The following is a 17905-nucleotide window of genomic DNA, read 5'->3' as shown; positions in this document are numbered from 1 at the left end:
CCGTCAGGAGCAGAGGACGCGCGTCTCCGGCGTGTAGACCGGTCCGCCGCTGACGTTCGTGCTGTCGCTGAACTCGGCGTAGAAGTACGAGTAGAAGCCGATGTTGCCGTTGCAGCCGGAGTCGGGGGCGATCTGGAGCGTCAGCGTGACGGTGCGGGTCTGGCCGGGCGGGATGGGCGCGCCGTAGTTGCCGCCGAGGTTGGCGGGTCCGGTGCCGGAGCAAGCCGTGCTGCCGCCGGCCGTGGCGAGGGTGCACCCGGTGAAGGCGTACTTCAGGTCGGGACGCTGGGTGGTCAGCCAGGTGGGGTCGATGGTCTGGTAGACGAACCAGATGTCGTAGGTCTTGTTGTTCGTCAGCGTCATGGTCAGGTTCACCGTGCCGCCGGGTGTGGTCGTCGCGGCGTCGGTGGTGAACTTCAGCTCCGCGGGCGCCGGGTCGGCCGCACTGGCGGAGGGGGCCAGGCCGAAGACGGCGAGCAGGAGGGCGAGGACGGCGGTGAGACCGAGGCGTCTCGACAAGGGTGATCGCATGGCCCGGGAGGCTAGGCACCACCCGCGGCCCGCGTCTGCCCCCGCGTCGGCGGCCGGAACCGAGGGCGACCGAAAGTGTGCGTTCTGTGATGGCGGTGTGGACGGACGGTGGCGGCGGGGTCCGGATCGCATCCGTGCACGATGGGGCCGGTGCGGAGGGGTGACCGCAAGGCGTGTGAGCGTCCGGCGGCGGGGCGGGTGTCCGTCGGCCTATTGGCGCGTACCGATCGCGCCGCCCTGCGCGCGATCCGGGGAGCGCGTCTCGCGCGGCGCCCGATATCGGCCAGAAGTCGTTATCCGGCCGGGAGTTGAGGGGGCCTCCGCGGGTGTCCGGAAGAGGGCACCTGAGGGGTTGTCAGTGCAATTTCACATTACTATGTTACAGATCACATAGCAGTGGCATGCACGCCTCACCACTCAGGACGAGCCACTCCCCCCATCCGAGGAGCCGCAGGTGTTCCCCAAGCCACGCCTGTCCGCCCGCAGATCGCTGGGCACCGCCCTGCTCGCCACCGCCGTCACCACGGCCCTGCTCGGCACGGTCGACGCCCCCACCGCGCGGGCGCACCACCGCACGGACCTCCCCCGGACCGCGCGGGCGCACCACCGCACGGACCTCCCCCGGACCACGGCCGGCGACGGCCGCCGGCCCCATGACGAGGTCACCCGGCTGGACCGGGCCCCGGCCCCGCGCACCCCCGAGGCCACGGCCCCCGGCGCCCGCCGCACCGACGGCCGGGTCCCCGGCCCGGCCACCCCCGCCCCGCCGCGGCCCGCCCCGGCCCTGGCACCCTCCTGCGCCCTGGACGACGTCACGGCGCTGGGTCCCGAGCGGTTCGCCGACTTCCTCGCCGACCCGGCCGTCACCGCCGACGGCTGCCTGCGCGGCATCCTGTGGACCTGGGACGCCGGCCTCGCGACCGTCATGGACGACGCCCACGTCCAGGCCGTCGCACGGCGCGCCACCGGCCTCGCCGCCCGCCACGACGGCCGCAACTCCAGTCACCTGCTGGAGATGTTCACCTACCTGCACGCCGTCGTGTACCACGACTTCGCACGCGACGAGATCGACGTCGGTGACGCGCCCACCCAGGAGGCCGTGCGGCGGGCCGTCCACGGCTTCGGCACCGCCCCGCGCACCTTCGACGCCACCCGCAGCAACGCCGAGACCCTGCGCGAGGCCCTCTACACCGGCAGCGCCCCCGGCCTGCGGCACTCCCAGCTCGACCTGATCCGCAAGGTGCTGGCGCGCCTCGACCGCTACCACACGGACACCCACGCCGACCCGTCCTGGGGCGGCGCCGCGCTCGCCGCGCTCAGCGTCAACTACCTCGGCCTGTACGAGGGCAATGACGACACCGCCTTCCGGACCGTCGTCGCCCGCAACGACGCGTACCGCGACGCCTTCCGCCGGTTCGCCGGCCACACCCACCTCAAGGGCACGCCCAACGAGTGGACCGTGCGGGACGCCCTCTCGGAGTACGCCCGGTTCGGGGTCATACCCTCCCTGCGCGCCCGGATCGTCGCCGACCTCGGGGCACTGCTCACCCCCGTCACCGACGCCTGGGGCCGTGGCAGCGCTCCCTGGGCCAAGATCGCGTCCTGGCTCGGCCACTACGACGCCTGCGCGCCGTACGCCGTCTGCAAGGACGACATCGAACGGGAGCTGTTCCCGTACACCTACCGCTACGACGACGGCGCGATGAAGGTCCGCACCGGCCTCGACCGCGCCACCACCGACCAGCTCTACTACGCGAGCAAGCAGGTCAAGGCCCAGTTCCACCGCGTGCTCGGCACGCAGGCGCCGCTCGCCGGGGACACCAACACCGTCCTGACCACCGTGCTGTACGCCTCCCGCGCCGACTACGAGAACTACCACCCCCTCCTCACCGGCATGGGCACCGACAACGGCGGCGTCTACATCGAGCGCGGCGCGACCTTCTACACCTACCAGCGGCGCGTCCCGCAGGACTCCCGGCTGACGCTGGAGGAGCTGTTCCGCCACGAGTACGGGCACTACCTCAACGGCCGCTGGGCGGTGCCGGGTTCCTTCGGCGAAGGTCCCTGGTACCAGGGCGACCGTACGACCGCGATGGACGAGGGCACCGCGGAGTTCTTCGCCGGCTCCACCCGCGCCGACGGCGTCGCCGTCCGCAAGTCCCTGGTGCAGGGCGTCATCCGCGACACCGCGAACGGCGGCCCGCGGATGAGCGTCGAGCGGCTCCTGCACGCCACCTACGACGGCGACGGCTTCCGCTTCTACGACTACGCGGGCACCTTCTTCGCGTACCTGTGGCACGAACGCCCCGCGCTGCTGGGGGAGATGTACCGGCACCTGCGGGCCGACGACCCGGCCGCCTTCGACGCCTGGCGCGAGCGCACCGGCCGCGACACGGCGGTGCAGCGCGGCTACGACGCCTTCCTCGACCGGCAGATCGCCCGCGTCGCCGACCTCTACGTGCCCCGCACCTCCTACACGCCCGACGACGGGCTGCGCGAACGCACGGCCGAAGAGGTGCGCGCCGTCTTCGCCGCCGCCACCTTCGCCGGCCCGGCCTGCACCGCCGGCGGTGACACCGGCATGCCGCGCTTCGTCTGCACGGGGCGGATCACCGCCCGCCTCACGGACGCGGGCAGCGCCGACCGCGTCTTCGCGGACATGTCCGGGACCGTCGACCGCTTCCTGCTCGACCGGGCCGCTCCCGCCTCGCCCAACCTCGCCGACATGAACTGCGCCTTCGGCGAGGTGGTGATCTGGACCGACCACACCGGCGGCACCGCCGACTACCTCTGCGAGGGCCCGCTGCGCCGCTGACCGCCGGGCCGGTGCGCGCTCTTGTCGGGCCCAGTGCAATGTGAAATATTACTGACGTGCCCACAGAAGAGCGCGCACCCGCGGACGTCGTGATCGTCGGCGCCGGAGTGGTCGGGGCGGCATGCGCCTACTACGCCACCCACGCCGGCCTCTCCGTCACGGTCGTCGACCGCGGCCCCGTCGCCGGCGGCACCACCGGAGCCGGAGAGGGCAACCTCCTCGTCTCCGACAAGGAGCCGGGGCCCGAACTTGAACTCGCCCTGCTGTCCACCCGGTTGTGGCGAGAACTCGCGGCCGGCCTCCCACCCGAGGACGCCGTCGAACACGAGCTCAAGGGCGGTCTCGTCGTCGCATCCGATGAGACCGCCCGCACCGCGCTGCGCGCCTTCGCGGCCCGGCAACGCGCGGCCGGCGTCACGGCGCACGAGGTGCCGCCCGACGAACTGCCCGCCCTGGAACCGCGGCTGGCCCCCGGCCTGGCCGGGGGCCACCACTACCCGCAGGACGCCCAGGTGCAGCCCGCCAGAGCCGCCGCCGCCCTGCTGCGCGCCGCCCGGCGCCGGGGAGCCCGGATCCGGCTGGGGGAGGAGGTCACCGCGATCCTCACCGGCACGACCGGCGCGGTGCGCGGCATCCGCACCCCGCGGGGCGAGATCCACGCCCCCGCCGTCGTCAACGCCGCCGGCACCTGGGGCGGGCACGTCGCCGCACTCGCCGGCAGCCACCTGCCCGTCCTGCCACGCCGCGGTTTCGTCCTGGTCACCGAACCGCTGCCGCCCGGACTGATCCGCCACAAGGTGTACGCCGCCGACTACGTCACCGACGTCGCCAGCGGCTCGGCCGGCCTGCGGTCCTCCGCCGTCGTCGAGGGCACTCCGGCCGGGACGGTCCTCATCGGAGCCACCCGGGAACGGGTCGGCTTCGACCGCACCCTGTCCACCGAGGCCCTGCGCCGCCTGGCGAGCCAGGCCGGCGCTCTCTTCCCCGTCCTGGCCGACGCCCACGCGATCCGGGCGTACTGCGGGTTCCGCCCCTACCTGCCCGACCACCTCCCCGCCATCGGTCCCGACGCCCGCGTCCCCGGTCTCCACCACGCCTGCGGCCACGAGGGCGCCGGGATCGGCCTCGCCCCGGCCACCGGCCTCCTCGTCACCGCCGCGCTGACCGGCGCCGAACCACCCCTGTCCACCGGGCCGTTCCGCCCCGGCCGCTTCCCCCCGCCGGACGGCACGCCCGCCACCCCAGGAGCCCCGTCATGAAGCGCACGCCGCGCCCCCCGCTCGCACTGGTGCGGGCCCGGCCCGGAACGCCGTACACGTTCACCTTCGACGGCCGCACCCTCACCGCCCTGCCCGGACAGTCCCTCGCCGCCGCGCTGTGGTCCGCCGGCATCCTCTCCTGGCGCACCACCCGCGGCTCCGCGGCACCGCGCGGGGTGTTCTGCGGGACCGGCGTCTGCCACGACTGCCTCGCCACCGTCAACGGCCGCCCCAACCAGCGCGCCTGTCTCGTCGCCGTGCGCCCCGGGGACACGGTCACCACCCAGGAGGGCACCGGTCATGGCCGCGGCCGTTGACCTCGCCGTCGTCGGCGCCGGACCCGCCGGGCTCGCCGCCGCCGTGCGCGCCGCCGGACTGGGCCTGACCGTCACCCTGCTCGACGCGGGGGAGCGGCCGGGCGGCCAGTTCCACCGGCACCCCGCGCCCGGCCTGCGCGCCGCCCGGCCGCAGGCCCTGCACCACGGCTGGCGCGGTTTCGCCGGGCGGCTGCGGCGGCTGGACGCGGGCCGGATCGCCTACCTGCCGCGCCACCACGTGTGGACGGTGGTCCGCGCGGGGGCGCACTGGCGGCTGCACGCCGTCGCCGGCCCGGACGAGACGGCCGCACACGTCGACGCCCGTACCGTCCTCCTCGCCACCGGCGCCTACGAGCGCCAGCTCCCCTTCCCCGGCTGGACCCTGCCCGGAGTCGTCGGCGCGGGCGGCGCCCAGGCCATGCTCAAGTCCGGGCTCGTCCTGCCCGGCCGCCGCATCGTCGTCGCCGGCAGCGGACCCCTGCTGCTCGCCGTCGCCGGGTCGCTGGCGGCCGCCGGGGCCCGGGTCCCGGCCGTCGTCGAGGCCGCCGGCTACACGGCGTACGCCCGCACCCCGCTCGCCCTGCTGCGCAACCCCGCCAAACTCGTCGAAGGCGTCCGCCACGGCGGCGGCCTGCTGCGGCACGGCACCCGGCTGCTCACCCGGCAGGCCGTCACCGTCGCGCACGGCACGGACCGCGTGGCGGCCGTCACCGTCACCCGGCTCGACCGCGACTGGCGGCCCCTGCCCGGCACCGGACGCCGCATTCCCTGCGACGCGCTCGCCGTCGGCCACGGACTCCTCCCGCAGCTCGACCTCGCCACCGGACTCGGCTGCGCCACCCGCCGCACCCCCGACGGCACCCCGGCCCTCACCGTGGACACCGGCCAGGCCACCTCCGTGCCCGGTGTCTGGGCCGCGGGGGAGTCCTGCGGGACGGGCGGCGCCGACCTCGCCGTCGTCGAGGGCGAACTCGCCGCCGACGCCATCGCCCACGCCCTGCGCGGCATCCCGCGCGAGGCCCGCCGCACCGCCGCCCTCACCCGGCGCCGGGCCCGGCTGCGCGCCTTCGCCGACGTGATGGCGGCCGCCCACCGGCCCGGCCCCGGATGGGCGGGTCCGCTCGAGGACACCACCGAGGTGTGCCGCTGCGAGGAGGTCACCGCCGGGCGGATCCGTACGGCCGTCACCGAGTACGGCGCCGTCGACGCGCGCAGCGTCAAGCTGCTCACGCGGGCCGGGATGGGCTGGTGCCAGGGGCGGATGTGCGGCCCCGCCGTCGCCCTGCTGACCGGCACCCCACCGGTCCCGGACCGGCGTCCGCTGTCCTGCCCGGTACCCCTGCGCCACCTGGCCCGACTGCCGGAGGAAGGCACCGCCGCCCCGCCCGGGCCGCCTGCCGCCACCGGCCCACCCGCGGCCACGGCCGCCCCGTCCGGGACCCCCGCCGTCACACCGGCCGGCGCCACCGCCCCGGCGGGGCCCGCCGACACCGCCGCCCCGCCCACCGCACCCCCAGAGGAGCCCTGGACATGACCGTCGCAGACACCCGCACCCGGCCCTGGCACGGCGTCATGGTCGCCACCGCCCTCCCGCTGCGCGCCGACCTCTCCGTCGACTACGACGCCTACGCCGAGCACGTCGCCGCGCTGATCGCCGCCGGCTGCGACGGCGTCGTGCCCAACGGCTCCCTCGGCGAGTACCAGACCCTCACCGACGACGAACGCGCCCGCGTGGTCCGAGTCGCCGTCGAGGCGGCGGGGGACGGCGCCCGCGTGATGCCCGGCGTGTCCGCGTACGGCAGCACCGGCGCCCGCCGCTGGGCCGAGCAGGCCGCCGAGGCCGGATGCGGCTCGGTGCTGCTGCTGCCGCCCAACGCCTACCGCGCCGACCACGCCGCGGTCCACGCCCACTACGCCGAGGCCGCGCGCGCCGGACTGCCGGTCGTCGCCTACAACAACCCGTACGACACCAAGGTCGACCTCACCCCCGGCCTGCTCGCCCGCCTCCACGCCGACGGGCACATCGTCGCCGTCAAGGAGTTCAGCGGCGACGTCCGCCGCGCCTACGAGATCGCCGAACTCGCCCCCCGCCTCGACCTGCTGGTCGGCGCCGACGACGTCCTGCTCGAACTCGCCCTGGCCGGCGCGGCCGGCTGGATCGCCGGCTTCCCCAACGCCCTGCCCGGCGCCTGCCTCACCCTCTACCGCGCCGCCGTGGAACGCGACCTCGACCTCGCCCTCCCGCTCTACCGCGCCCTGCACCCGCTGCTGCGCTGGGACTCGAAACCCGAGTTCGTGCAGGCGGTCAAGGCGGCCATGGAGATCGCCGGCCGCCCCGGCGGCCCCACCCGGCCGCCGCGCTCCCCGCTCAGCGCGGAAGGGACCGCCGCCGTCCGCGCCGCCACCGAGAAGGCCCTCGCCGAGGGCCTCGACTGACCGACGGAGGTCCCGCGTTGCGCACCCGACACGTCTACCACGCCGTCGACTCGCACACCGAGGGCATGCCCACCCGGGTCGTCACCGGCGGCATCGGCGTGCTGCCCGGCTCCACCATGGCCGAGCGCCGCCGCCACCTCGTCGACCACCTCGACCACGTCCGCACCCTGCTGATGTACGAACCGCGCGGCCACTCCGCGATGAGCGGCGCGATCCTTCAGCCGCCCACCCGGCCGGACGCCGACCACGGCGTGCTGTTCATCGAGGTGTCCGGTGCCCTGCCGATGTGCGGGCACGGCACGATCGGTGTCGCCACCGTACTCGTCGAGACGGGACTGGTACCGGTCACGGAACCGGTGACCACGGTCCGCCTGGACACCCCGGCGGGCCTGGTCACGGCCGACGTCCGGGTGACGGACGGCGTCGCCGGGGAGGTCACGCTCACCAACGTGCCCGCGTTCGCCGTCGCCCTGGACCGCACCGTGCGGGTGCCCGGGTTCGGGACCGTCGGCTACGACCTGGCCTACGGCGGGAACTTCTACGCCTTCGTCGAACTCGACGCGCTGGGGCTGCCCTTCGACCGGGACCGCAAGGCGGAACTGCTCGCCGCGGGCCTCGCGGTCATGGACGCGGTGAACACCACCGACCGGCCGGTGCACCCGGAGCAGCCCGGGATCGCCGGGCTCAAGCACGTGTACCTGACCGCGCCCGGTTCCGACGCCGAGCACTCGCGGCACGCGATGGCCATCCACCCCGGCTGGTTCGACCGTTCGCCCTGCGGCACCGGCACCTCGGCGCGCATGGCCCAGCTGCACGCGCGCGGCGAACTCGCGCTGGGCGCCGACTTCGTGAACGAGTCGTTCATCGGCACGCGGTTCGTGGGCCGCCTCGTCGGCGAGACCACCGTAGGCGGCCGGCCCGCCGTGGTGCCCACGGTCACCGGGCGGGCGTGGATCACGGGCACGGCCCAGTACTTCCTGGACCCGGACGACCCCTTCCCGGCGGGTTTCCTACTCTGAGGTGCCCGACAAGCAGAAGCAACCGTGCGACCGCTGCCGATCACAGCGCCGGTCGCAGACCCCAGCCCCGGAGGCAGACCATGGGTGGCCACCTGAAGCAAGCCAACCTCATCACCGCGCAGCAACGGCTGCGCGACCAGGTGGCCCACGCGCTGCGCGCCGCCCTGATCTCCGGCGAGCTGCAGCCGGGGCGGGTCTACTCGGCCCCGGCACTCGCCTCCGACTTCGGGATCTCCGCGACCCCGGTGCGCGAGGCGATGCTCGACCTGGTCCGGGAAGGACTGGTCGAACCCGTACGGAACAAGGGGTTCCGGGTGACCGAGATCAGCGAGCGCGACCTCGACCAGTACAGCGAGCTGCGGGCGCTGATCGAGGTGCCGACGGTGGGTGCGGTGACGCGGTCGGCGAGCCGGGAGCAGCTGGAGGCCCTGCGGCCGGTGGCCGAGGAGATCGTGGCGAGCGCCCGCGACCACGACCTGCTCGGCTACCTGGACGCCGACCGCCGCTTCCACCTCGCCCTGCTCGGCCTGCACGGCAACGACCGCCTGGTCGAGACGGTCGGCGACCTGCGCAAGCGGTCCCGGCTGTACGGGCTGACGGCGCTGGACGCGCGCGGCATGCTGCTGCCCTCCGCCGAGGAGCACCTGGAACTGCTCGATCTGATGCTCGCGGGGGACGCACAGGCCGCGCAGGACCTGATGAGCCGGCATCTGGGCCATGTGCGGTCGCTGTGGGCGACGCAAGGGGCGGCGCAGGGGGCGGCGCAGGGGGCGGCGCAGGGGGCGTGATCCCGTGCCCCCGGCGGCCCGTACGCCGCGCACACGCTGAACGGCTCCCTCCCTCGCGGGACGGAGCCGTTCAGCGTTATCCGATGTGTCGTGCGTCAGCAGATCAGGCGTGGCGGTGGGTGTGGCCGCGGTTGCCGGTGACGAGGCGGTAGAGGGCGAGAAGGATCACGGAGCCGACGATGGCGGCCACCCAGGTGGAGAGCTCGAAGAAGCCGTCGACCGAATCCACGCCGAAGATCACCTTACCGAGCCAGCCGCCGAGGAGACCGCCCGCGATACCGATGAGCATGGTGATGATGATGCCGCCCGGGTCCTTGCCCGGCATGATGGCCTTGGCGATCATTCCGGCGAGCAGGCCGATGATGATCCACGCGATGATGCCCATGGTGAGGTCCTCCGTCTCGTCGACGTATAAAGGTTTTGTTAGCTCATCGTGTGCACCGTTCCGGCGCCCGCAAACGTCCTCTTCCCACTTCGTCTGCGAACAACTGCTCAGAGCGGCGCCAGATCGGCCTGGACCAGGTGGTGGTCCGAGTGCGGCGAAGGGCTCACGCGGTGCCTCAGCGGGGTGATGCCCCGGAGGAAGATGTAGTCGAACTTGCTGTGCCAGTCGGTCGTCGTGGTGCAGGTGCCGAGGCGTGCGGGACGGCACGCCGGGTCCGTGTCCGTCGCCCAGGCCCATATGCGCGAGAGTTCGGGCGCGTCCGGCACCGCGTTGAAGTCCCCGAGGACGACGGCGCGGTCGTACCGGGCGATCTCCGCGGCGAGGACACGGACCTGGCCCGCCCGGACGGACTCCTGACGCCGCTCGGCGAGGTGTGTGTTGAACACCCGGACCGGCCGGCCGCCCACCAGCGTGGTGACCGCCATGTACCCGCGGTCCTCGGACCCCCCGTCGGGGTACTCCACGACCACCCGGTCGGTCATGGGCGCCGCCGAGAGGACCGCCTGACCGTAGGCGCCAGGACTCCACGGCGTCCCGCCGCAGCGGCCCCAGTTCCTGAGCACCGACCCGTACCGGACGTGGTAGTCCAGTCCGTACAGCAGCTCCAGATGGTCCCGGATGTTCTCGACGTCGCGCACGCACGCCTCCTGCAGACCGATGACCTGCGGCGCGTACGCGGCGATCTCCGCTGCCCGGTCGACGTTGCTCTCCTCGCAGGGGTTGCAGATGTTCCACGTCATGACCCGGTTCGGCACCACGTCCTCGACGGCGTCCGCGGGCAGTGGCCTGGTGAAGTGGTCATCGCCCGAACCGTTCGGGCCGATGAGCACGACGCAGGCCACGACGGCGGCGGCCGCCGCGAGCAGCCGCGTGCCCCTTCCGAGCACGAGCGCCTCCCTCACTGTGGATGCCCAGGGCATCTGATGTCTCCGGGCACGAGGTTATGGGACGGGCGGGCCGGCGGGCACACACTTGCCGACCGGCCGCAAAAGGCGGGCGTGTTCAAGAGCCGGAGGGGCAGTCGGTTGAACGCAACCACAACCCCGCAACCTCGCCCTTCGGGAGTCCACGATGATGATCGCCGCTGTGATCGGCCTGTGTGTCGTCCTTGCCGTGCTGGCGTTCCTGCTTCCGCGGCTGTCCAGGCACCCGCAGAACGGCGCCCAGCGCACCCTCGGCCTCGGCTCCCGAGCCGGCTCCAAGGCACCGGGTGTCCTGGGACGGCTGTTCAGCAAGCCGTTCCGCTCCAGCTCCCGCGCGGTCGGCCGCAGCGGTTCCGCCGGGCGTCGCGCCCGTGGCCGCCTGCCGTTCTAGTACGGCCCGGCCTCCAGTACGGCCCCGCCGCAAGACAGCGCACCGGGAGGATCACCATGTCCCATGAACGCGACGAACGCGACGACGCGGCAGCCGGCGTGCCACGGCCCGCGCCCCGGCTCACGGAAGAGGACCGGAACACCGACGGCCCCGGCGACGACGTCCTGCTGGCCGGCCTGCGTGTCGACGAGCGCCGCCCGGAGAAGCCGCTGCTCCTGGACGCCGACGGCAGCCCCATCGACACCTGGCGCGAGAACTACCCGTACGACCGGAAGATGAGCCGGGGCGAGTACGAGCGGACCAAGCGGCTCCTGCAGATCGAGCTGCTCAAGCTGCAGCGCTGGGTCAAGGACACCGGCCAGCGCATCGTCGTGGTCTGCGAAGGGCGCGACGCGGCCGGCAAGGGCGGCACCATCCAGCGCTTCACCGAGCGGCTCAACCCGCGCGGCGCCCGCGTCGTGGCCCTGGAGAAGCCGACGGAACGCGAGGCGGGCCAGTGGTACTTCCAGCGCTACGTGTCGCACCTGCCCGCGCGTGGTGAGATCGTCTTCTTCGACCGCTCCTGGTACAACCGCGCGGGCGTGGAGCGGGTGATGGGCTTCTGCAGCGACGAGGAGTACCGCACCTTCCTGGAGCAGGCGCCGCTGTTCGAGCGGCTGCTCACCGACGACGGCATCCTGCTGATGAAGTTCTGGTTCTCCGTGTCGCAGGCCGAGCAGCGGACCCGGTTCGCCATACGCCAGGTCGATCCCGTACGCCGCTGGAAGCTGTCGCCCACGGACCTGGCCTCCCTCGACCGGTGGGACGACTACACCAAGGCCAAGGTCGACATGTTCCGCGCCACCGACACCGTGCACGCGCCGTGGACGGTGGTGAAGAACAACGACAAGCGCAGGGGGCGGCTGGAAGCCATGCGCAGCTTCCTCGACCGCTGCGACTACCCGGCCAAGGACGACGCGGTCGTCGGGAAGCCGGACCCGCTGATCGTGGGCGCGGCCGACACCCTGCTGGAGGCCGGCGAGGAACCCGCGGACCTCTCGCCGACCCCGCTCGCCGGACCCGGTGACGGCCCGGGGAAGCACCCCCCGGTGGAGTGAGCGAGGAGCGGGGCGGGCACCCTACGCGCCGGCGCCGCCACCGGTACCGGAATCCCGCGGTGACCGCGCCCTGACCACGGCCTGGTCGCCGTGCGGTCCGAACAGATGGAGGATCTCCACGGCGTCCTCGCCGGCCGGGCCGAACCAGTGCGGTTCATGGGTGTCGAACTCGGCCACCTCGCCCGGCCGGAGGGTGACGTCACGCCCGCCCAGGACGAGACGCAGCTCCCCGGCCAGCACGTACAGCCACTCGTACCCGGCGTGGGTGACGAGTTTCGGCTCCCGCTGCGCGAGGACCTGCTTGAAGACCTGCACCCGGCCCGGATACTGCGTGAGCGGCACGAGCACGTTCCCGTGTCCCCGGCCGCGGGGCTCGAGGTGCACGCGGGGATCACCGGTGGCCGGGGCGGCCACGATCCGGTCCAGGGCGACGCGGTGCGCCCGCGCCAGGGGGATCAGCAGGTCGAGGGTCGGGCGCCGCAGCCCCGACTCCAGCCGCGACAGCGTGCTCACCGAGATTCCGGTGGTCTGCGCCAGGGCCTCCAGGGTGAGCCGGCGGTCGCGGCGCAGCGCGCGCAACCGGGGCCCGATGCCGTCGAGGATCTCCGTGAGCTCCGGCTCCGCATCCGCTTCCATGCGGCCATTTTTGCAGCCTCCGCAAAAACCGTGGGCCGCCGCTCCTCCTCGGTCCGAGCATGAGCGGGCAGCAGACCCGCCCACCGAGGAGGACACCGTGACCACCACGACCCCGACCGCCCCACCGTCCGCTCCGGGCACGCGCCGGCGCTGGACGGTGCTGGCCGTCTGCGCGCTGAGCATGTTCCTGGTGGGCGTCGACACCACCATCGTCAACGTGGGCCTCCCGGAGATCGGACGGGGCCTGGGAGCGACCACCCACGGTCTCGAATGGGTCGTCGACGCCTACACCGTCGTCCTGGCCAGCCTCCTCGTCGTGTCCGGCGCGCTCGCCGACCGCTTCGGCCGGCGCAGGATCTTCCGGCTCGGGCTGGCCGTCTTCGGCGTGGCCTCCCTGGCCTGCGCGCTGGCCCCCTCCCTCGGCGTGCTCGTCGCCGCCCGGGCCGTCCAGGGGATCGGCGCCTCCATGCTGAGCCCCGTCGCGCTGGCCATCGTGGTGAACGCGATGCCCGATCCGCGGGAACGGGCCCGGGCGATCGGTGTCTGGGCATCGGTCTTCGGGCTCAGCATGGCCGCGGGCCCGGTCGCCGGCGGAGCCCTGATCGCGGCGTTCGGCTGGCGGTCGGTGTTCTGGATCAACGCCCCGGTCGTCGTCGCCGCGCTCGTCCTCGTCGCCGTCTTCGTCCCGGAGTCGCGCGGGTCGCGCACCCGGCGGCTCGACCTGCCCGGGCAGGCGCTCCTCACCGCGGCCGTGTTCCTCTTCGTCGGCGTCCTCATCGAAGGACCGCGCGTCGGCTGGACCTCGCCCACCGCACTGGCCGGCTACGCCCTCACAGCGGCCTCGGTCGCCGCGTTCGCCCGGGTCGAACTCCGTCGCCGCGAGCCGCTGATGGACCTGACGCTCTTTCGGCGGCCTGCCTTCACCACGGCGGTGCTCGGCGCGGCCGCGGTGTTCGTCGCGCTCAGCATGAGCCTGCTGCTCACCACGCTCCACCTCCAGCACGGCCGCGGCTGGACTCCGCTCGCCGCGGGCACGGCGACCCTGCCCATGGCCCTCGGTGCCACCGTGTGCGCGCCCTGGTCCGGCGCCCTCGTGGGACGTCTGGGGCCGCGCCGTCCCCTCCTCCTCGCCGGCGGTTTCCTCGCGGCCGGCGGCCTGACCCTGGTCGATCTCCGCCAGGACACGAGCCCGTCGCTGCTCCTGCTCGCCCACCTGCTCATCGGCATCGGCTTCGGCTTCGCCAACGCCCCCCTCACCAACACCGCGGTCGGCGGCCTGCCGCCGTCCCGCGCCGGGGTGGCCGGAGCGATCACCTCGACGGCACGCCAGGTCGGCTCGGCGGTGGGCATCGCCGTCGCCGGGGCCCTGGTCGCGGACGCCGGCCCCGCCGGCCTCGCCCACGCGTCGCACGCGGGCTGGCTGATCGTGACGGCCTGCGGCCTGTTCCTGCTCGGTGTGGCCCGCGCGGCCCAGCCGGCACCGACGGTCAAGGCGTGAGCCGGCGCCCCGGCCCGGCCCGCGCTCCGTGACGGACACCGGCGTCGCCGGCGGGTGTTGAGAGAATCCAGCCATGGGATCTTGGGGAACCTTGGGGCCGGCGCTGTTGTCCCTGGCGGGCGTGGCACTCGGTGCGGGCGGGTCGCTGTTCGGCCAGTACCTCGTGTCGCGGGTCGGCGCGCGGCAGCTCGAGGCGCAGGAGACGGCCGCGCACCGCGCGGAGCTCAAGGACGCGGTGCTGAAGTTCCTGGGCATCGCCTCACGCGTGGAGAAGGCGGCGCTCGCACGCTCGGACGGCGGCCGTGTCCTGGCGGGTGACGAGCTCGACCGGCTCGTCGACGACCTGTGGCTCGCGCAGGCGGAGATCGACCTCGCCGCCGGAAGCGAACCGCTGCGGGGTGCCGCCTATCGCTATGCCCTCCACCTCGCCGAAGCGGCCCGCGGCGAGAGGGCCGACACGTCCGCGCTGCGCGCGCCGCAGGCACAGTTCATGGACGCCGCGTACGACGACATGTGGCCCGGCCGACGGCGCGCGGCGGGGTCGTCCCCATGAACCGCGGGACGGGACGACGGCCCGCCACGACGCGGCCGGCACCCGGAGGCCGGGCCGGGTGGTGCCGCGCCGGAGCGCCGGGCTCCCGACGCGGTACGCCCGCGCGCAGGACGGCCCACGGGCCCGGCGGGGCGTTGCGGTGGAGGCCGCCGCGGTTCGCCTCCGTCACAGCACGGCGAGGGCGAGGGAGACGGCGGCCAGGGTCAAGTAGGCACCGGGGAAAGCGATGTTGTGGAAGACCCGGGCACGGACGTGGGCGGCGACGGCACCGACGTAGAACAGGACGAGTCCGGTCGCCGCGGCCACGCCGACGGCCGGGACGCCCAGGAGTCCGAGGAGGAGGCCCGCGGCCCCGGCCGCCTTGAGCGCGGCGAGCCGGGGGAGCCACGCCGGCGGCACACGTACCTCCGCCGAGTTGGCGAGCACGAACCCGGCCCTGGAGAAGTCCGCGGCGGCGATCGCGGCGTTGGCCAGGACGGCGATGACGGTGACGACTTCGTAGGCGGTGGGCATGTGTCCCGTCCTCCGGACGTGCGGGCGAGCGCATCGTGAGTGCGCCGAGCCGGGCGCGCTCACCTCGTCGTCAAGCCTCGCGGGACTCCCCGGGTGGCGTCCAATACCCGCGTCCATAACCTGGAGGCATGGATGTGGAGACACGGCTGCTGCGCTACTTCGTGGCGGTGGCGGAGGAAGGGACCCTCACCCGCGCCGCGGAACGGCTGTTCGTGTCCCAGCCGGCGCTCACCAGACAGATCAGGCAACTGGAGACCCAGCTCGGGGTGCGGCTGTTCACCCGGTCCCGCACCGGCATGACCGTCACAGAACCCGGCCGGATCCTGGCCGAGCGGGTGCCCGCCCTGCTCGCGGACTGGGACCAGGTCCTGCGGGAGACCAAGGGAGCCGCGTCCCGGGCGGCGCGGGTGCTGCGGGTCGGCTTCCTGGGCAGTGCCGCCAACGAGGCCACCCCGCGCATCATCGCCGAGTTCACCCGGCGCCGCCCGGGCTGGCGGGTGGAGATGCGGCAGTCACCCTGGTCCGAGCCGAGCGCCGGGCTGGCCGCCGGGGACGTCGACGTGGCCCTGCTGCAACTGCCCTTCCCCGGTCAGGACGAGCTGCGGACGGCCGTGCTGTTCACCGAGCCCCGCTGGGTCGCGCTCCCCGACGGGCACCCGTTGGCCGAGCGCACGGTGATCCCCTTCCGGGAGCTGTGGGACGAGCCGTTCGTGGCCGCGCCGCCCGAGACCGGCTGGTGGCGGGACCGCTGGCTGGCCACCGACGAACGCGATGGCCGCCCGGTCAGGATCGGCGCCGTCACCGACAAGCCGGACGACTGGCTCAGCGCCATCGCCAACGGCTACGGCATCGCCCTGGCCCCCGAGTCCGCCGCCCGCTTCTACGCGCGCCCCGGCATCACGTACCGTCCGGTCAGCGGTGTCGGCCCCAGTCGCACCGGGGTCGCCTGGGCCTCGGCCGACGACAGCGATCCCGTGGTGCGGGACTTCGTCCACTGCTGCCTCGAAGCGGCGTGGCCGGGAGGCACCGTCACCTGATCACCCGGCGGATACCGGAGTGCCGGTTCTGTGCGCCCGCGGGCGGGCCGGCGGTGGGACCGGCCCGAGCGCGGCGGCGGGCCGGCCGTCGCCACGGAACCGCACGCCGGCCGCTGCGTCCCCTCGTCGCGGCCCAGTGGCCGGGTGATCCACAGGACGGGCCTCACCCCGGAAGCGCTACTGCGCCTTCCGCTGGGGGCCCTTGCCCGGATGGGGCTTCCCCGCCTTGCGGGACTTCTCGGGACGTTCACCGGCGGCCTGCGCCGCGGCCTTGGCGGGCCCTCGCCTCCCGGACGCCTCCGCGGCCGCGGACCGGCCGCGCTCCGCGCCGGCCGCGGGGGAGTGCGCCGGCGCCGTGGCGGCGTGCCTGCCCGCTCCGGTGACCTGCCCCGCACTCGGAGCGGCGGAGGTGACACCGGGGCGCCGGTCCTGGGGCTGTCCCGTGGAAGCGTCACGGGTGGACACGTCACGGGGGGACGGTGTCGCGGGGGCGCTTCGCCCCGCGTTCCCGGGGCGGCTCGTGCCCGGCGACCCGGACTCCGCGGAAGGGCTGCCGGCAGCGGCCCGTGTCGTGGTGTCGCCGCCGCCCTGCTGTGGGAATCCGTCGGAGACGGCGAGCGTCGCGGCCATGGCGGCGGCCAGCGCGGCGGCTCCACCCGCGGCCAGCAGGCGCCGGCGGGGGGCCGGCATCCTCGGCGCGGCGGCGCCCGCGGTGTGCGCCGGACGCCGGTGCGTGACCTCGGCCCGCGCCGGAACCTGCCCCGGCACCAGGCTCGTGACGTCGGCCGGGCAGGGGACGCGGACCGGACCGGCCGTGTCGGCCAGGGCGGTCAGCGCGCGGGCGCAGTCGACGGCCGTGGGACGGTCCCGCGCCTCCAGGGCGGTCATGTCCCGCAGCAGGGCCGCCAGTTCTTCCGGCAGCGCGTCGGGCAGCCGGGGACGCCGGTGCAGCCGCGCGATCGCGGCCTCCAGGGGAGCACCGTCGTACTCGAGCCTTCCGGTGAGGCATTCGAGGAGCACCAGACCGAGGGCGTACACGTCGGCGGGCGGGCCCACGGTGCGGCCGAGCACCTGCTCGGGGGACAGGTAGGCGGCCGTGCCGACCAGCGTGCCGGCAGCGGTCTGGGTGGTGGCGTCGAGCAGCCGGGAGATGCCGAAGTCGGTCAGATGGGGGCGGCCGGTGGCGTCCAGGATGATGTTCGAGGGCTTCACGTCGCGGTGGACGATCCCCGCCTCGTGCGCGTGCGCCAGGGCCCCGGCGAGGCCGGCGCCGAGGGCGGCCGTCTCGCCGGGAGCCAAGGGGCCCGCGCTGATCCGGGCCTTCAGCGTCGGGCCTTCGATCAGCTCCATCACCAGGTGGGCGCGGCCGTTGTGCCGTCCGGCGTCGTAGACGGTGACCAGCCCCGGGTGCTGCAACCGGGCCAGGATCACGGCCTCGTTGTGGAAGCGCTCCTCGTCGCCGGCACCCGTGCCGGGGCGGAACACCTTGACGGCCACCGGGCGTTCGAGGCGCAGATCGAAACCGCGGTGGACGTCCCCGGCCCCGCCCGACCCGATGACCTCGTCCAGGCGGTACCGCCCGCCCAGCACGTCCGCGGAACACCGGGACAGGGCCGAAGCCGACTGGCGGAGCCTCATGTCATCTCC

Annotated in this window: 18 protein-coding genes; 12 read left to right on the top strand and 6 right to left on the bottom strand. The window is 74.3% G+C overall.

Features of this window, described 5'->3' with window-relative positions; translation table 11 throughout:
* Nucleotides 1-3: 3 nt before the first annotated feature.
* Entirely contained in the window at nucleotides 4-531 is a 528-nt protein-coding gene (locus SGLAU_RS01430; RefSeq protein WP_043497616.1) for a hypothetical protein, read from the bottom strand.
* Nucleotides 532-985: 454 nt separating this feature from the next.
* Here SGLAU_RS01430 and SGLAU_RS01425 point away from each other — a divergent pair, with 454 nt between their 5' ends.
* From SGLAU_RS01425 to SGLAU_RS01395, 7 genes are all read left to right on the top strand, one after another.
* Nucleotides 986-3346 carry a collagenase gene (locus SGLAU_RS01425; protein ID WP_244315156.1) on the top strand — a complete coding sequence of 787 codons (2361 nt, stop codon included), beginning with the start codon at nucleotides 986-988 and terminating at the stop codon, nucleotides 3344-3346.
* 56 nt (nucleotides 3347-3402) lie between these two features.
* Entirely contained in the window at nucleotides 3403-4605 is a 1203-nt protein-coding gene (locus tag SGLAU_RS01420; protein WP_043497614.1) for an NAD(P)/FAD-dependent oxidoreductase, read from the top strand.
* Nucleotides 4602-4922 (top strand): (2Fe-2S)-binding protein, encoded by a 321-nt coding sequence (locus SGLAU_RS01415; RefSeq protein ID WP_043497612.1) that lies wholly within the window; start codon nucleotides 4602-4604, stop codon nucleotides 4920-4922. Before SGLAU_RS01420 ends, SGLAU_RS01415 begins: the two co-directional genes overlap by 4 nt.
* Nucleotides 4906-6456, top strand: coding sequence for an NAD(P)/FAD-dependent oxidoreductase (locus SGLAU_RS01410; protein WP_078957543.1), 1551 nt, complete (start codon nucleotides 4906-4908; stop codon nucleotides 6454-6456). The genes SGLAU_RS01415 and SGLAU_RS01410 overlap by 17 nt, the downstream gene beginning before the upstream one ends.
* Entirely contained in the window at nucleotides 6453-7358 is a 906-nt protein-coding gene (locus SGLAU_RS01405; protein ID WP_043497610.1) for a dihydrodipicolinate synthase family protein, read from the top strand. The genes SGLAU_RS01410 and SGLAU_RS01405 overlap by 4 nt, the downstream gene beginning before the upstream one ends.
* Before the next feature lie 17 nt (nucleotides 7359-7375).
* A complete protein-coding gene (locus SGLAU_RS01400; protein ID WP_043497607.1) occupies nucleotides 7376-8377 on the top strand; it encodes a proline racemase family protein in 1002 nt (333 codons plus the stop codon).
* A gap of 80 nt (nucleotides 8378-8457) precedes the next feature.
* Entirely contained in the window at nucleotides 8458-9165 is a 708-nt protein-coding gene (locus SGLAU_RS01395; RefSeq protein WP_043497605.1) for a GntR family transcriptional regulator, read from the top strand.
* A 103-nt stretch (nucleotides 9166-9268) separates the two neighbouring features.
* Here the strand turns inward: SGLAU_RS01395 and SGLAU_RS01390 are convergent, their stop codons facing one another.
* Together SGLAU_RS01390 and SGLAU_RS01385 are read right to left on the bottom strand one after the other, a co-directional pair.
* Nucleotides 9269-9550, bottom strand: coding sequence for a GlsB/YeaQ/YmgE family stress response membrane protein (locus tag SGLAU_RS01390; protein ID WP_043497603.1), 282 nt, complete (start codon nucleotides 9548-9550; stop codon nucleotides 9269-9271).
* 107 nt (nucleotides 9551-9657) lie between these two features.
* Nucleotides 9658-10530 (bottom strand): endonuclease/exonuclease/phosphatase family protein, encoded by an 873-nt coding sequence (locus tag SGLAU_RS01385; RefSeq protein WP_043497601.1) that lies wholly within the window; start codon nucleotides 10528-10530, stop codon nucleotides 9658-9660.
* 151 nt (nucleotides 10531-10681) lie between these two features.
* Between SGLAU_RS01385 and SGLAU_RS01380 the strand changes: the two genes are divergently transcribed.
* On the top strand, nucleotides 10682-10924 hold the full coding sequence (locus tag SGLAU_RS01380) for a DUF6411 family protein (protein ID WP_043497600.1): 243 nt from the start codon (nucleotides 10682-10684) through the stop codon (nucleotides 10922-10924).
* A 56-nt stretch (nucleotides 10925-10980) separates the two neighbouring features.
* Entirely contained in the window at nucleotides 10981-12021 is a 1041-nt protein-coding gene (gene ppk2, locus SGLAU_RS01375; protein ID WP_078957542.1) for a polyphosphate kinase 2, read from the top strand.
* Between the two features lie 21 nt (nucleotides 12022-12042).
* On the opposite strand, the gene SGLAU_RS01370 is transcribed toward ppk2, so the two are convergent.
* Nucleotides 12043-12657, bottom strand: coding sequence for a helix-turn-helix transcriptional regulator (locus SGLAU_RS01370; RefSeq protein WP_052413559.1), 615 nt, complete (start codon nucleotides 12655-12657; stop codon nucleotides 12043-12045).
* A 97-nt stretch (nucleotides 12658-12754) separates the two neighbouring features.
* Here SGLAU_RS01370 and SGLAU_RS01365 point away from each other — a divergent pair, with 97 nt between their 5' ends.
* Both SGLAU_RS01365 and SGLAU_RS01360 read left to right on the top strand, forming a co-directional pair.
* Nucleotides 12755-14155, top strand: coding sequence for an MFS transporter (locus SGLAU_RS01365; protein ID WP_052413558.1), 1401 nt, complete (start codon nucleotides 12755-12757; stop codon nucleotides 14153-14155).
* A gap of 73 nt (nucleotides 14156-14228) precedes the next feature.
* The gene (locus tag SGLAU_RS01360) at nucleotides 14229-14708 is read left to right on the top strand and encodes a hypothetical protein (RefSeq protein ID WP_244315155.1); all 480 of its coding nucleotides are present in this window, start codon (nucleotides 14229-14231) and stop codon (nucleotides 14706-14708) included.
* Between the two features lie 165 nt (nucleotides 14709-14873).
* Here the strand turns inward: SGLAU_RS01360 and SGLAU_RS01355 are convergent, their stop codons facing one another.
* Nucleotides 14874-15221: a DoxX family protein gene (locus SGLAU_RS01355; protein WP_043497599.1), complete on the bottom strand. Its 348-nt coding sequence runs from the start codon at nucleotides 15219-15221 to the stop codon at nucleotides 14874-14876.
* 128 nt (nucleotides 15222-15349) lie between these two features.
* Between SGLAU_RS01355 and SGLAU_RS01350 the strand changes: the two genes are divergently transcribed.
* Nucleotides 15350-16258, top strand: coding sequence for a LysR family transcriptional regulator (locus SGLAU_RS01350; RefSeq protein ID WP_043497598.1), 909 nt, complete (start codon nucleotides 15350-15352; stop codon nucleotides 16256-16258).
* A 177-nt stretch (nucleotides 16259-16435) separates the two neighbouring features.
* On the opposite strand, the gene SGLAU_RS01345 is transcribed toward SGLAU_RS01350, so the two are convergent.
* Complete coding sequence (locus SGLAU_RS01345; RefSeq protein ID WP_052413556.1) at nucleotides 16436-17896, bottom strand: serine/threonine-protein kinase; 1461 nt, start codon at nucleotides 17894-17896, stop codon at nucleotides 16436-16438.
* Between the last annotated feature and the right edge of the window lie 9 nt (nucleotides 17897-17905).

This window comes from Streptomyces glaucescens (genome assembly GCF_000761215.1).
Classification (GTDB): domain Bacteria; phylum Actinomycetota; class Actinomycetes; order Streptomycetales; family Streptomycetaceae; genus Streptomyces; species Streptomyces glaucescens_B.
Note: the sequence above shows the minus strand (reverse complement) of the source record. Positions and strands in the feature narration are given on the sequence as shown.

What these genes read in the sequence shown, in the direction of transcription:
- SGLAU_RS01380 (WP_043497600.1), top strand. Translation starts at nt 10,682, where the DNA reads ATGATGATCGCCGCTGTGATCGGCCTGTGTGTCGTCCTTGCCGTGCTG.
- SGLAU_RS01430 (WP_043497616.1), bottom strand. Translation starts at nt 531, where the DNA reads ATGCGATCACCCTTGTCGAGACGCCTCGGTCTCACCGCCGTCCTCGCC.
- SGLAU_RS01390 (WP_043497603.1), bottom strand. Translation starts at nt 9,550, where the DNA reads ATGGGCATCATCGCGTGGATCATCATCGGCCTGCTCGCCGGAATGATC.
- SGLAU_RS01405 (WP_043497610.1), top strand. Translation starts at nt 6,453, where the DNA reads ATGACCGTCGCAGACACCCGCACCCGGCCCTGGCACGGCGTCATGGTC.
- SGLAU_RS01415 (WP_043497612.1), top strand. Translation starts at nt 4,602, where the DNA reads ATGAAGCGCACGCCGCGCCCCCCGCTCGCACTGGTGCGGGCCCGGCCC.
- SGLAU_RS01395 (WP_043497605.1), top strand. Translation starts at nt 8,458, where the DNA reads ATGGGTGGCCACCTGAAGCAAGCCAACCTCATCACCGCGCAGCAACGG.
- SGLAU_RS01355 (WP_043497599.1), bottom strand. Translation starts at nt 15,221, where the DNA reads ATGCCCACCGCCTACGAAGTCGTCACCGTCATCGCCGTCCTGGCCAAC.
- ppk2 (WP_078957542.1), top strand. Translation starts at nt 10,981, where the DNA reads ATGTCCCATGAACGCGACGAACGCGACGACGCGGCAGCCGGCGTGCCA.
- SGLAU_RS01370 (WP_052413559.1), bottom strand. Translation starts at nt 12,657, where the DNA reads ATGGAAGCGGATGCGGAGCCGGAGCTCACGGAGATCCTCGACGGCATC.
- SGLAU_RS01385 (WP_043497601.1), bottom strand. Translation starts at nt 10,530, where the DNA reads ATGCCCTGGGCATCCACAGTGAGGGAGGCGCTCGTGCTCGGAAGGGGC.
- SGLAU_RS01345 (WP_052413556.1), bottom strand. Translation starts at nt 17,896, where the DNA reads ATGAGGCTCCGCCAGTCGGCTTCGGCCCTGTCCCGGTGTTCCGCGGAC.
- SGLAU_RS01360 (WP_244315155.1), top strand. Translation starts at nt 14,229, where the DNA reads ATGGGATCTTGGGGAACCTTGGGGCCGGCGCTGTTGTCCCTGGCGGGC.
- SGLAU_RS01410 (WP_078957543.1), top strand. Translation starts at nt 4,906, where the DNA reads ATGGCCGCGGCCGTTGACCTCGCCGTCGTCGGCGCCGGACCCGCCGGG.
- SGLAU_RS01350 (WP_043497598.1), top strand. Translation starts at nt 15,350, where the DNA reads ATGGATGTGGAGACACGGCTGCTGCGCTACTTCGTGGCGGTGGCGGAG.